The organism is Actinacidiphila sp. bgisy144, assembly GCF_057708105.1.
The window spans coordinates 17,317-29,768 of record NZ_JBYIRM010000030.1 but is presented as its reverse complement, the minus strand read 5'-3'; the positions used below and the strand labels follow the sequence as shown (position 1 = coordinate 29,768).

General features: G+C 76.3%; 13 protein-coding genes. 6 read left to right on the top strand and 7 right to left on the bottom strand.

Going from position 1 to position 12,452, the window contains the following annotated elements; all coding sequences use genetic code 11:
* Nucleotide 1: 1 nt before the first annotated feature.
* Complete coding sequence (locus AC3EVP_RS28550; RefSeq protein WP_435134870.1) at nt 2-985, top strand: serine/threonine dehydratase; 984 nt, start codon at nt 2-4, stop codon at nt 983-985.
* A 111-nt stretch (nt 986-1,096) separates the two neighbouring features.
* Here AC3EVP_RS28550 and AC3EVP_RS28545 read toward each other — a convergent pair whose 3' ends face one another.
* Nucleotides 1,097-2,428, bottom strand: coding sequence for an aminotransferase class I/II-fold pyridoxal phosphate-dependent enzyme (locus AC3EVP_RS28545; RefSeq protein WP_435134709.1), 1,332 nt, complete (start codon nt 2,426-2,428; stop codon nt 1,097-1,099).
* 35 nt (nt 2,429-2,463) lie between these two features.
* Between AC3EVP_RS28545 and AC3EVP_RS28540 the strand changes: the two genes are divergently transcribed.
* Together AC3EVP_RS28540 and AC3EVP_RS28535 are read left to right on the top strand one after the other, a co-directional pair.
* A complete protein-coding gene (locus AC3EVP_RS28540; RefSeq protein ID WP_435134706.1) occupies nt 2,464-3,240 on the top strand; it encodes a pyridoxamine 5'-phosphate oxidase family protein in 777 nt (258 codons plus the stop codon).
* Nucleotides 3,234-3,878 carry an FMN-binding negative transcriptional regulator gene (locus AC3EVP_RS28535; protein WP_435134703.1) on the top strand — a complete coding sequence of 215 codons (645 nt, stop codon included), beginning with the start codon at nt 3,234-3,236 and terminating at the stop codon, nt 3,876-3,878. The genes AC3EVP_RS28540 and AC3EVP_RS28535 overlap by 7 nt, the downstream gene beginning before the upstream one ends.
* Here AC3EVP_RS28535 and AC3EVP_RS28530 read toward each other — a convergent pair.
* The 3 genes from AC3EVP_RS28530 to AC3EVP_RS28520 all read right to left on the bottom strand — a co-directional run bounded on the left by AC3EVP_RS28530 (nt 3,867) and on the right by AC3EVP_RS28520 (nt 7,237).
* Nucleotides 3,867-5,012, bottom strand: a complete 1,146-nt coding sequence (locus AC3EVP_RS28530; RefSeq protein ID WP_435134700.1) for a DMT family transporter — start codon at nt 5,010-5,012, stop codon at nt 3,867-3,869. The genes AC3EVP_RS28535 and AC3EVP_RS28530 overlap by 12 nt on opposite strands.
* A 319-nt stretch (nt 5,013-5,331) precedes the next feature.
* On the bottom strand, nt 5,332-6,408 hold the full coding sequence (locus AC3EVP_RS28525) for an EamA family transporter (RefSeq protein ID WP_435134698.1): 1,077 nt from the start codon (nt 6,406-6,408) through the stop codon (nt 5,332-5,334).
* Between the two features lie 94 nt (nt 6,409-6,502).
* On the bottom strand, nt 6,503-7,237 hold the full coding sequence (locus tag AC3EVP_RS28520; protein ID WP_435134696.1) for a pyridoxine/pyridoxamine 5'-phosphate oxidase: 735 nt from the start codon (nt 7,235-7,237) through the stop codon (nt 6,503-6,505).
* Between the two features lie 232 nt (nt 7,238-7,469).
* Between AC3EVP_RS28520 and AC3EVP_RS28515 the strand changes: the two genes are divergently transcribed.
* A complete protein-coding gene (locus AC3EVP_RS28515; protein WP_335982017.1) occupies nt 7,470-8,549 on the top strand; it encodes a LacI family DNA-binding transcriptional regulator in 1,080 nt (359 codons plus the stop codon).
* Between the two features lie 103 nt (nt 8,550-8,652).
* Here AC3EVP_RS28515 and AC3EVP_RS28510 read toward each other — a convergent pair whose 3' ends face one another.
* The gene (locus AC3EVP_RS28510) at nt 8,653-9,264 is read right to left on the bottom strand and encodes a PadR family transcriptional regulator (RefSeq protein ID WP_335982019.1); all 612 of its coding nucleotides are present in this window, start codon (nt 9,262-9,264) and stop codon (nt 8,653-8,655) included.
* Between the two features lie 165 nt (nt 9,265-9,429).
* Between AC3EVP_RS28510 and AC3EVP_RS28505 the strand changes: the two genes are divergently transcribed.
* Nucleotides 9,430-10,254, top strand: coding sequence for an SAM-dependent methyltransferase (locus tag AC3EVP_RS28505; protein WP_435134867.1), 825 nt, complete (start codon nt 9,430-9,432; stop codon nt 10,252-10,254).
* Between the two features lie 77 nt (nt 10,255-10,331).
* Here AC3EVP_RS28505 and AC3EVP_RS28500 read toward each other — a convergent pair whose 3' ends face one another.
* Nucleotides 10,332-11,192: an MOSC domain-containing protein gene (locus AC3EVP_RS28500; protein WP_435134691.1), complete on the bottom strand. Its 861-nt coding sequence runs from the start codon at nt 11,190-11,192 to the stop codon at nt 10,332-10,334.
* 119 nt (nt 11,193-11,311) lie between these two features.
* On the opposite strand from AC3EVP_RS28500, the gene AC3EVP_RS28495 reads away from it, so the two are divergent.
* Nucleotides 11,312-11,503 carry a DUF1059 domain-containing protein gene (locus AC3EVP_RS28495; RefSeq protein ID WP_335984292.1) on the top strand — a complete coding sequence of 64 codons (192 nt, stop codon included), beginning with the start codon at nt 11,312-11,314 and terminating at the stop codon, nt 11,501-11,503.
* A gap of 118 nt (nt 11,504-11,621) precedes the next feature.
* Here the strand turns inward: AC3EVP_RS28495 and AC3EVP_RS28490 are convergent, their stop codons facing one another.
* Nucleotides 11,622-12,428 carry a CPBP family intramembrane glutamic endopeptidase gene (locus AC3EVP_RS28490; protein ID WP_435134864.1) on the bottom strand — a complete coding sequence of 269 codons (807 nt, stop codon included), beginning with the start codon at nt 12,426-12,428 and terminating at the stop codon, nt 11,622-11,624.
* Between the last annotated feature and the right edge of the window lie 24 nt (nt 12,429-12,452).

Genomic DNA, 12,452 nt, shown 5'->3' with positions numbered 1-12,452 from the left:
GGTGCACGAGATCAGTTACGGAGACGTCAAGGCCGCCGCGGACCGGGTGGCCGGCCGTGTCCGGCCGGTGACGGTCGTCCCGCCCGCGGGCGGCGCGCGGGACCCGCAGGAGCCGCAGGTGTGGCTCGCGCTGGAGTACATGCAGCACACCGGCTCCTTCAAGGCGCGCGGCGCGCAGAACTTCCTCGCCGCCCACCGCGAGGCGGGCACCCTTCCCGAGGCCGGCGTCTGCATCGCCAGCGGCGGCAACGCGGGGCTGGCGTGCGCCTGGGCGGCCCGCCAGCAGGGCCTGACCGCCACGGTGTTCCTGCCGGAGAACGCCCCGGCGCTGAAGGTGGCCAGGCTGCGCGGCTACGGCGCGCAGGTCCGGCTGGCCGGCACGCAGTACGCGGAGGCGCTGGAAGCGTGCGAGCACTTCGCCGCGGAGTCCGGGGCGCTCGCCGCGCACGCGTACGCCGACCCGTACGTCAGCGCGGGTGCGGGCACCTTGATGGAGGAGATCCACGCGCTGGTGCCGGACCTGGACACGGTGGTGGTCTCGGTGGGCGGCGGCGGGCTGTTCGCCGGGGTCGCGGCGTCCGCGCGGCAGCACGGGGTGCGGGCGGTCGCGGTCGAGCCGGAGCACTGCCGGGCGCTCAACGCGGCGCTGGCGGCGGGCGAGTTGGTCGACGTGGAGGTGGCGTCCGTGGCCGCCGACGCGCTCGGCGCGCGCCGCACCTGGCAGGGGGCGCTGGCCGCGGTGCGGCAGCAGGACGCGCGGTCGGTGCTGGTCGGTGAGGAGCAGATCGTCGCGGCCCGTCGGCTGCTGTGGGAGGAGCGCCGGATCGTGGTCGAGCACGCCGCCGCCACCGCGCTGGCCGCGCTGCTGCCGCCGGGCAACCCCTCCCACGGGTACCGGGCCGCGCCCGGGGAGAAGGTCGCGGTGGTGCTGTGCGGGGCGAACACCGACCCGACGGACCTGCTGGCCCCGGCCGCCGCGCACTGACCGCGGCGGCCCGGCGCCCGCCGTGTGCGGGAAAGTCGGCGTGCAGGAAGGTCGGCGTGCAGGGAAGCCGCCGCGTGCACGGGAGTCGGCGCGCTCTTGAGCCGGCCGGGCTCAGCCGAAGCGGCTCGCCCCCGGGGAGTGCAGCACCTCGGCCATGGCGTCGGCGAGCGGCTCGATGTCGGCCGGGCCCAGCGGGGAGACGGTGATCCGGATGCCCGGTGAGGAGTCGAGCCGGAAGCGGGCGCCGGGTGCGACGGCCCAGCCGCGCTGGAGCAGCCCGGCGACGGCGCCGGTCTCGTCGGCCACCGGCGCCCAGACGTTGAGGCCGCACCGCCCGTGGGCGGCGATCCCGCGCGCGTCGAGCGCCCCGATCAGCGCGTCGCGGCGTACGGCGTAGGAGCGGGCGGTACGCACCGGGTCCACGGCGTGCTGCTCCCACAGGTGCACCACCGCGCGTTGCAGCAGGTGGCTGACCCAGCCGGCGCCGAGCCGGTGCCGGCCCCGCACCCGGGCGACGGTGACCTCGTCGCCGGTGAAGACCGCCAGCCGCAGGTCGGGGCCGTACGCCTTGGCGGTGGAGCGGATCAGCGCCCAGTGGTCGGTGGCGCCGGACAGGCAGTGCAGGGGCAGGTCCACCATGCCGTGCAGGTGGTCGTCGTCGACGACCAGCACATGCGGGTGGGCGGCCAGCAGGGCGCGCAGTTCGGCCGCGCGGGGCGCGGACAGGGCCGCGCCGGTGGGGTTCTGGCCGCGGTCGGTGACCAGCAGGGCCCGTACCCCGGCGGACAGCGCGCGCTCGACGTCGGCGGTGCGCGGCCCTTCGTCGTCGACGGCGACGGGCACCGCGCGCAGCCCCATCGCGGGTACCAGGTCGAGCACGCTGCCCCAGCCCGGGTCCTCCACGGCGACCGCGTCGCCGGGCCGCAGGTGGGCGGTGAGGACGCGTTCGATCGCGTCGAGCGAGCCGGAGGCGAGGCCGATCGGCCCGGCGGGCACCCCGTCGGCGTCGAGGGCGGCGCGGGCGAGGTCGGCGAGGTCGGGGTCGACGGCGGTGCTCCCGTACAGGCCGGGGGCGATGGCGTGGTGGGCGGCGGCCGCGGCCAGGGCGTCGGCGAGCGGCGGGAGCAGCGCGAGGTCGGGGTTGCCGGTCGACAGGTCGCGGGTGCCGGCGGGGACCTCGATCCGGATGGCCGCGCGCGGCGCGACGGCCGGGCGCTCCCGCACCCGGCTGCCGCGGCGCCCGGCGGTCTCGATCACACCGCGGTCGCGCAGCAGCCGGTAGGCGGCGGCCACCGTGTTGGGGTTCACCGCCAGTTCGCGGGCGAGTTCGCGCAGCGGCGGCAGCAGGGCACCGGGCCCCAACGCGCCCGCGCCGACCGCGCGTTCGATGTCGGCGGCAATTGCCGATGCGCCGCGCCCGGTAATTGAGTATTCTCCTAGCACAAACGACAGTATGCACTAGTTCAAAGGATCGCGCCATGTCCACCGCGCCTACCTCCCCTGACGGGCCCTCCCCCGCCGAACCCGCACCCCCTGCCGGCTCCGCCGCCTCCACCGCGTCCACCCCGGGCCCCTACCCCGCCACCGACCGCACCGTCCCCACCCGCTCCGCCGACCGGGCCTCCTACGACCGCGACGTCGTGCACGCCATCCTCGACGCGGGCTACCTCTGCCACCTCGGCTTCGTCCGCGACGGCGCCCCAGTGGTGCTGCCCACCCTCTACGCGCGGCACGGCGAGCGGCTGTACGTGCACGGGTCGACCGGTTCGCGGCCGCTGCGGGGCGCGCGCGGCGCCGAGGGCCTGGCGGTGTGCCTGACGGTGACGCACATCGACGGGCTGGTGCTGGCGAAGTCGGCGTTCCACCACTCGATCAACTACCGCTCCGTGGTGGTGCACGGCACCGCCCACCAGGTCACCGACCCGCAGGAGCGGGCCCTCGCGCTGGACGCCATCGTGGACCAGGCCGTACCGGGCCGGGCCGCCGACTCCCGCCCGGCCAACGCCAAGGAGCTGGCCGCCACCGCCGTGATCCGGCTGGACCTGCACGAGGTGTCGGCGAAGATCCGCACCGGCGGCCCCAACGACGAGCCCGAGGACCTCGACCTGCCGCACTGGGCCGGGGTGGTCCCGGTCGCGCCCGCCTACGCCGCCCCCGTCCCGGCCGCCCACCAGGCCCCGGCCGCGCCGCTGCCCGGCTACCTCGCGCCCGCCGGCCCGCGCGGCACTGCCCGGACGGAGGGCGCGGCATGCTGATCCACCCCTGGGACGCGGCCGCCGACGACGCCGAGTGGCAGCAGTGGCTGGCCGCCCACGACTTCGGCCAGCTCGCGGTGAACGGCCTCGACGGCGAGCCCCCGTTCGTCCAGCCCACCCACTTCCTCTACGACCCGGCGCCCGGCCCGCACGGCGAGGTCCTGCTGCACCTGGCCCGGCCGAACCCGATGTGGCCGGCGCTGGCGGCCGCGCCGCAGGTCACCCTCAGCGTCGTGGACGACCACACCTTCATCCCCGGCCCCTGGCACGCCGTGCCCGGCACCCCGCCCGAGCACGGCACCCCCACTAGCTACTACGCCGCGGTGCAACTCACCGGCACCGCCCACGTCCTGGACGATCCGCAGGCCAAGGCCGACCTGCTGGAGCGCCAACTCGCCCACTTCCAGCCCGATGGCGGCATCGCCCCGGTCGCCCCCGGCCAGGAGCCCTTCGGCCGCAAACTCGCCGGCATCCGCGGGGTGCGGATCGAAGTCACCCGGGTCCGGGCGAAGTTCAAGTACGGCGGCAACAAGCCCGAGGAGGTGCAGCGCCGCGTCACCGGCCTGCTCGCCGACCGCGCCGCACCCGGCGACGCGGCCGCGCGAGCCCACCAGCTGCGCCGCAGGTCAGCCGGCTGACGAAGCGGTCGCCTCGGCGCCTCCCGGCTGCTGCCTGGCCTCCTCCCAGGCCAGCGCCCCGACCGCCACCAGCAGCACCAGCGTCCCGGCCAGGGTGGCCGCGGTGAGCCGCTCACCGAGCAGGGTGACCGCCAGCACGGCCGCCGACACCGGTTCGATCAGCGCCACCACCGACACCGTGGCCGCGCGCAGCACCGCCGCGCCCGCGAAGTACAGCGCGTAGGCGAGCGCGGTCGGCACCGAGGCGAGGAAGCACAGCAGCGCCAGGGTGCGGCCGAGGTGTTCGGCGTGCGGCAGCAGGCCCTCCGCCCACGCGGCGGGCAGCAGGACGACCGCGCAGATCCCGAACGACCACAGCGAGGTGGTCAGCGGGTCGCCGGCGTCGCCGCGGCTGCCGTGCCAGCGGGTCAGCAGCGTCATCCCGGCGTACCCGGCCGCCGACAGCACCGCCAGCAGCACCCCGGCCGGGCGCACCTGGGCGTGACCGCCGCCGAGCACCAGCACCGCCAGGCCCACCAGCGCGCCGCCCACCGCGACCGCGCCGCCCCGGCCGAGCCGCTCGCCCATCACCGCCCGGGCGACCAGCGCGATCAGCACCGGCCCCGAGCCGAGCGTGACCACCGTGGCCACCGCGAGCCCGGTCGACCGCACCGCGCAGAAGTACGCGACCTGGAAGAGGGTGAGCCCGGCGCCGGTGACCGCGATCCGCACCAGCCGCGCCCGCAGCGGCACGGCCGGAACCGGTCGTACGGTCGACGGCCGCAGCCCGCCCGCGCCGACGTCGTCGTACGCGCCCTCATAGGCGCCCTCGTACGGGTCGGGCGCCGCCCCCGCGGTGCCGCCGGCCGGTACGGCGACCGGCGCCGGTGCGACGGCCCCGGGCGCGGCCACCCGCGGCGCGGGCAGCGCATCCGGGGCCTCGCCCCGCGCCGGGCGCAGCGCACGGGCGGCGAGCAGCAGGGCGAAGCCGCCCGCCGCCCGCCAGAAGGTCAGCGCGAGCGGGCCGAGGCCGCTCCCGCGGTAGAGGAGTGCGGCGACGGCGCCCGCCGTGCCCCACGCGGTCGCCGCGAACACCACATACAGCAGCCCTCGCCCGGACGTGACCCGGGCAGCCGAAACCTGTGGACGTGACAAGGGAAGTCTCCCGCCGGAAAGGTGAGTTGAGGAGCGAACATCACCGTCTGCGGGCAGCACACATCGCCGTGGGGCGCCGAACGGCGCCACGGCGGGCCGTTATCTGGACCCGGGCCGGCCTGCGGCCCGGTTCACGCCGCCCGCGTCAGGCGGCGGGCGGGGGGAGCACAGCGAAAGAGCGCATGCGACCACCCTAGCGGTCGCGCGGCCGACGGACGGACGCGATCACACAACTCGGCGGACCCGGCGACGCGCAGACCGGCCGACCCGCCGACCGCCGACCCACAGATCCGCCGACCCGCGCCCGCAGGCCCCCGCGCTACCGCGGCGGCGCGAGGTCCGGTTCGGCGGGCTGCTCGGGAAGCGCCGGCGGTGCGGCCGGGCCGGGCTCCGGCACCGCGCCGGGCAGGGCCGTCTGCGCCACGAACGCCCCGGCCAGCACCAGCGCACCGCCCAGCACCGGCGGAAGCCCGAGGTGCTCGCCGAGCAGGAACCAGGCGAGCACCGCGCCGACCACGGCCTCGATGCAGGCGACGACCGCGGCGACCGGCGGGCTCAGCTGCCGTACGGCCATCACACCGGTCAGGTAGGCGACGACCGTGCAGACCAGCACGATCCAGCCGACCAGCAGGATGCCGGGGACGTCCGCGTCGCCCAGCGGCACCTGGTGCGCGAGGGAGGTCCAGGCGATGTCCCACGGGCGCGCGACGAGGGTGAGCGCCGCGGTGGCGACCAGCAGCGCGTGGGCGATGACCGCGACCGGGTCCGGCCCGCCCTCCTCGTCACCGCCGCCGTCCAGCAGGCCGTCGTCACCGCCGCCGTCCAGCAGGCCGTTCGCCCGCTCGCGGCCGGTTTCGGCGGCCGCGCCGTCGCGCCCCCGGTGGCCGGCCAGCAGGAAGTACGCGACCTGGCAGCAGGCCGCGCCGAACGCGCAGGCCAGGCCGACCGGAGCGAAGGCGAGCCCGGACCAGATCCGGACCACGAAGCACATGCCGCCGACGGCGAGCACCACACCGGCCACCGCCGAGCGGCTGACCCGGCGCCGCTGCACGAACCGCACCCAGCCGAGCAGCAGCGCCGGGCCGAGGTACTCCACGAGGATCGCGATGCCGACGGGTATTCGGGAGATCGCCAGGTAGTACAGCGCCTGGACGCCTGCGATGCCGAGCAGCCCGAAGCCGATCACCAGCCCGGGCTGCCGGAACGGCAGCCGCCGGTGCCGCAGCGCGACGGGCAGCAGCACCAGCGCCGCGCCCGCCACCCGCATCCACACCACGTGCAGCGGCTCGAAGCCCGCCTCGATGAGCGGCTTCGCCGCCACCCCGGAACCGCCGAAGGCCGCGGCCGACAGCAGGGCGAGCCCGACACCGTTGCTCCGCACCTGAGTTGACCGCATCAGGACATGATGGCAGTCCACGACAGCAGCGTCACGCCGGGTGCCGCCCGCCCACCTGCGGCGATCCGGAAGCCGATCATCCGGAAGACCCTGGTCACGGCCACAGCAGCGTCCGCGACCACCCCTCCCCCGCGGCCGCCCGCCCGTACCGGACCCGTACGTGGAAACGCGCCGGGTCGGCCTGCCAGAACTCGGCCTCGGCCGCGTGCAGCCGGTACAGGGTGTGCGTGGCCGGCACCCGCTCCGGCTCGGCGGCGACGAGGTCGCGGGCCGCGCGCAGCGCCGCGTCGTACTGTCCGGCGGACTCCAGCGGCGCGCTCACCGGGCCGGCGAAGGCGGCGGCGCGGGCGGACTCGCCGCGGCCGCGGAAGTCGCGCGCGGCGGCGTCGCGGCCGAGCACCTCGACCGGTCCGGCCATCCGGATCTGCCGGCCCTGCGAGGGCCAGTACCAGGTCAGGGCCGCCCGGGGGTTGGCGGCCAGGTCGCGGCTCTTGCGGCTGCGGGAGTCGGACGCGAAGTCGTAGGCGCAGCCGGCGGTGTCGATGCCGCGCAGGATCAGGACGCGGGCGCTGGGGGCGCCGTCGGGGGCGGCCGTGCTGAGCGTCATGACCTGCGGCTCGGGCACTCCGGCGTCGATCGCCTCGGCCAGCCAGCGGGCGAAGAACGGCCCGGGGGCGTCCGGTACCCGCTCCGGATCGAGGTGCGGCAGCGCTCCGGCGAGTACGGGCACGGCGCGGGTACGGGCGAGGAGTTCCTCGTCCGCGCGCCGCGCCGGGTCCGAACCGGGGCCCTCGCCCGGGCTGTTGCCGCCGTCCGCCTGCTCGTCCATGCCGTGCCCCTTCTGCCGTACCGCCTGCGCCGTCCCGCTTGGGTCGGCCCGCTTGCGCCGTCCCGCCACCTTGTCGCAGCGGGCACCGTCCATCACACACCGCGCCCGGGGGAAGCGCGGGTTGCCCCGCCCGGCGGGCCCGAGCAGGCCGCCGGAGCCGTAAACGCTTCCGGCCCCGCGGACGCCCCCGCCGGTATTCGCCGGCGGCCGGGACTGTACGCAGGCTGTTGTCGTGCCGCACCCTTACGGGAGCGCTTTCCTGTCCGAACTCGCGCAGAACGGGTACCTCGTGAACATCCGTGAACTCGCCCGCCGCAGCGGGGTGTCGACCGCCACCGTCTCGCGGGCGCTCAACGACCGCGCGGAGGTGAGCGAGGCCACCCGCGCGCGGATACGCCAACTGGCCACGGAGTTGGGGTACGCGCCCAACGAGCCGGCCCGCACCCTGGTCCGGCGCCGCTCGGACACGATCGGGCTGATCTGGGACAGCGGGCAGGAGGCGCAGGGCCTGCACAACCCGTTCCTGCTCGGGCTGCTCAGCGCGGTGCGCACCGCGCTGTCCGAGGCCGACTACCACCTCATGCTGCTCACCACCGCGGGCGCCGACGAGCCCGACGGCGCCTATCTCCAGGCGGTGCGGCGGCACAACCTGGAGGGCGTGATCGTGCTGACCACGCCGCCGGACGACCGCTGCCTGCGCGCGCTCGCCGCCTCCACGGTGCCCTGCGCGGGCATCGACACCGCGTTCACCGGCCCGCGTACGGTGCGGGTCAGCTCCGACAACGCGGCGGGCGCGGCGGCGGCCGTCCAGCACCTGTACGAGCTGGGGCACCGCCGGATCGCCACCGTCACCGGCCCGCTGCACCTGCCGCCCGCGGCCGAGCGCCTGACCGGATACCGGCGGGCGTGCGAACGGCTGCGGCTGCCGGTGCCGGACTCCTACGTGGTCGAGGGGGACTTCTTCCTGGCCAGCGGCGAGGCGGCGGCGCGGGGGCTGCTGGACCTGCCCGAGCCGCCGACCGCGATCTTCGCGGCGGGCGACCAGATGGCGATCGGGGCGATGCACGCGGCGGCGGACGCGGGGCTGTCGGTGCCGCGGGACCTGGCGGTCGTCGGCTTCGACGACATCGACGCGGCGGCGCTGGTCCGCCCGGCGCTCACCACGGTCGCGCAGGACCAGCGCGCGCTGGGCGAGGCCGCGGTCGCGGCGCTGCGCGGGCTGCTGGACACCGAGGCCGGGCGCCCGGCGGACCTCGTGCACTCCTACATCGTGCCGACCCGGCTGCTGGTGCGCGGCTCCAGCGGCGGGTAGGGCCTGCCACGCACGAGCGGTCCGCCGCCGGGCGCGATGCCCGGCGGCGGACCGCTCGGATACGTCGGACACGGCGCCGGTCCGTCCGGCGCCGCCACGGGTCCTACTTCCCGATGTCCTCGTCCGCGAGGATGAGGTACAGCTTCTTGCGCGCGTCGTTCACCACGGTCAGCGCCCTGTCGCGCTGTTCCGGTGTGCCCGTCGCCCAGACCTGGCGGAACGCCTCGATCAGCCCGCCGCCGGCCTTCCTGACCTCATGGAGCGCGTCCCAGTCGACGCCGCGACCGGCGTCCTCCCAGGGCGCGTCGGGGCCGGCCTCGGCCTCGGTCCGGCCCGCGTCGGTGAGCGTGAACAGCTTCTTGCCGCCCTCGGTCTCGCTGCCGATCAGGCCCTCGTCCTCCAGCAGTTGCAGCGTCGGGTACACCGAGCCGGGGCTCGGCCGCCACGCGCCGCCGCTGCGGTCGGCGATCTCCTGGATCATCTCGTAGCCGTGCATCGGGCGGTCGGTGAGCAGCGCCAGGATCGACGCCCGCACGTCACCGCGCCGGGCGCGTCCGCGCGGTCCGCCGCGCCCCCGCCCGCCGGGCCCGAACGGCCCACCGCCGAAGGGCGGCCCGAACGGCCCGAACGCCGCCCGCGACCCCTCGTACTCGCCCCACCCGTGATGTCCGGGTCCGCGCTTTCCGTGTCCATGTGCATGTCCTTGGGAACGCATGATGTCGCTCCTTCCATCGTTGATCGTTCGCGACAGCTCAACGATATATCGGAATACATCGAAGAGCAACCCCCGGGTGGAAGCCGCCGACCCGGCCCCCCGAGGGGAGCAGTCCTCTAGGCTGGCGCGGTGACGGATGAGCGGGAGCCGGTGCGGCCGTCGGGGGTGTGGGCCACGGCCGTGGAGGTGGCCCGGGTGCGGGCGCTGGAGAGCGAGCGGCACGACGCGCTGTTCCACGACCCGCTGGCCCGGGCGTTCGCCGCCGCGGGCGGACGGTGGCCCGCTTCCGCGCCGCCGGCCGACGTCGCTGATGACGCGGGCGAGCGCCGGCGCCGGTTGGCCGTGGCGTCCTGGATCGTGATCAGGACGAGGTTCCTGGACGACCTGGTGCGGCAGGCGGCGGCGTCCGGGGTCCGGCAGGTCGTGCTGCTCGGCGCCGGACTGGACAGCCGGGCCTTCCGGCTGGAGTGGCCGCAGGGCACCCGGCTGTTCGAGGTCGACACCGCCGCGCCGCTGGACTTCAAGGCAGCGGTGCTGCGCCAGGAGCGGGCCGTCGCCCGCTGCGAGCGGAGCACCGTCGCGGTGGACCTGCGGGAGGACTGGCCGGCGGCGCTGGCCGCCGCGGGGCACGACCCGTCCACGCCCACCGTGTGGGTCGCCGAAGGACTGCTGGTCTACCTGCCGCGGGACGCGGTGGAAGGGCTGGTGGCCCGGATCGGCGCGCAGTCGGCGGCCGGCAGCCGGATGGGGCTGACGCTGGCCGCGCGCGGCGCGGTGAGGCGCTTCGGCGCGGACGCCGCGCCGGGCTCGGCCACGTCCCTGTGGGTCTCGGAGGTGCCCGACGACCCGGTGGGCTGGCTGGCCGGGCACGGCTGGGACGCCGATGACCACACCCTGCGCGGGCTTGCCGCCGCCTACGGCCGCCCGTACGGCGCCCCGCCGCACCGCGAGGAGCGGCTCGGCAGGCTGGTCTCGGCGGTCCGCCGGTAGCGCTCGGCGCGGCTGCGGGCGGCGCGGGGGCCGCCGCGGGAGGCGCGGGGGCCGCCGCGGGCGGCGCGCAGGGCGGGCTACCCGGCCGCCGGGAGGAGGGTGAGCGGAGAACCGGGGGTGATGCGGCCCGGGCGGAGGACCTGCGCGTACACACCGGCACAGGGCTGCGGGTCGGAGTCGGGCATGGGGGCCACCCGGTTGTGGGCCGCCGGAACCCGCAGGGCGCCGGTGTCGCGCGGCAGGGCGCCGTGCCGGAGGGTCGGGATGGCGCAGCGCGGGGTGCGGGCGATGACCCGCAGCGTGAGGTGGTCGCCGATCCGCAGGTCCCGGCCGAGCCAGTCGTTCTCCACGAAGCCGCTCCCGGCGCCGTCGATCACGATGTTCGGCCGGTAGCGCGCCACCGCCGGCGCCCCCTGCGGGCTCAGCTCCCCGATCCGGCGCAGCGTGGCCGAGGTGATCAGGTGCAGCGGGGCGAAGTCGAAGAAGGTGCCGGCGGGGGCGGCGCCGCCCAGCCGTCCCACGTCCACGCCGACGCGGGCGCGGACGCCCTCGCGCAGCACCTCGTCGGGGTGTGCCCGGTCCAGCTCCGCCCGCTCCGGCGGCCGGGCGGTCAGCGTGACGGGCTGCTCCAGGACGTCGGAGAGCCGCTGGTCCACGTCGGCGTCGGTGCTCCGCAGCTCCTTGCCGTCCGGCAGCAGAATCCGTACCGCCTCCGGTGCCGCCTCGGCGCTCAGCGTGAGCAGCCGCCGCCACAGCCTCGGGTTCTTCGCGCTGGCGACCTTGCCGCTGCCGCGGTGCACCAGCGCGAGCGCCCGGTCGTACGGCATCCCGCGCTCGGTCACGTCGGCAGCGGTGACCGCCTCGCCGAGCATCGACTTCACGGGGTAGCGCAGCAGCGCCCCCACCACGGCAGCGGGCACAGCCTCGGGTCCGGTCACCGTGCAGAGCCTGCCCACCCCGGTTTTCCCGGTCAAGCCATATATCCCGTGCCGCACCGGTCCCCGCGTCCCGGGCAGCGCCCGCACTACCCTGGGAGACGAAGGAGAGGAGGTGCGTCATGCGCAAAGTAGCCGACTGCCGGGACTACCCGAGCGAGTCGAACTGCACCCTCACCATCTCCGGCGAGGAGGACGAGGTCGTCCGTGCCGCCAGCGAGCACGCGACATCCGTGCACGGCCACGACGACAGCCCTGAACTGCGCCAGCAGATCCGCGGCATGCTCAAGGACGAGGTCCCGCAGCACGTCTGACCCGCCCCCGGCGCCGGGCGGCCCGTCCCCGGCTCCCGCGCACGACCGGTACCCCTCTTTCCGTGCGCGGCCCGTACGCGGTACGCCCCGGCGCCGCCTCCTGCCGCCGCGGCGCCCGTCATCCGGTGGGCAGCCAGCCGACCTTCCCGGCGAGCAGCGCGTACCCGACGAAGGCGACCGTGTCGATCAGCGAGTGCGCGGCGACCAGCGGCCCGATCCGGCCCCAGCGGCGGTAGAGCAGCACGAACACCACGCCCATCGCCATGTTCCCCACCATGCCGCCCACGCCCTGGTACAGGTGGTAGGACCCGCGCAGCACCGCGCTGGCGGCCAGCGCCGCGGTCGGCGACCACTTCAACTGGTCGAGCCGGCGCAGCAGGTACCCCACCACGATGACCTCTTCGAGCACCGCGTTCTGCACGGCTGAGGCGATCAGCACCGGGATGCGCCACCACACCGCCGGCAGCGACTCGGGCACCACCGTGAGGTTGAACCCGGCGGCCCGCGCGCCCAGGTAGAAGGCGAGCCCGGTGCCGCCGATCACCGCCGCGACCAGCGCGCCGCGGGCCAGGTCCCAGCGCGGCCGGGTGAGGTCGAAGCCGAGCGCGGGCATCCCGACCCGCTCGCGCGCCAGCAGGTGGGCGACCAGCGCGACCGGGACGAGCGCGGTGGCGATGTAGAACACCTGCCAGGCCAGGTCGAGCCAGGGGCGGCCGGGCGCCGCCGAACCCACCAGCGTCGCGGCCTGGTCCTTCAGCGCGCCCGGCCGGGTCACCGACCCGATGAAGCTGATCACCGCGGAGACGCCGCTCGCGCCGAGCGACAGCGCCAGCACGATCAGCGTCTCGCTGCGCAGCGTCCGCTCCTCCAGCAGCGGCTGCGGCCGCTCCGGCTGCCCGGCCTCGGCCTGTACTGATGCCTGCACGCGGTCCTCCCGTGTCGTCGTGGA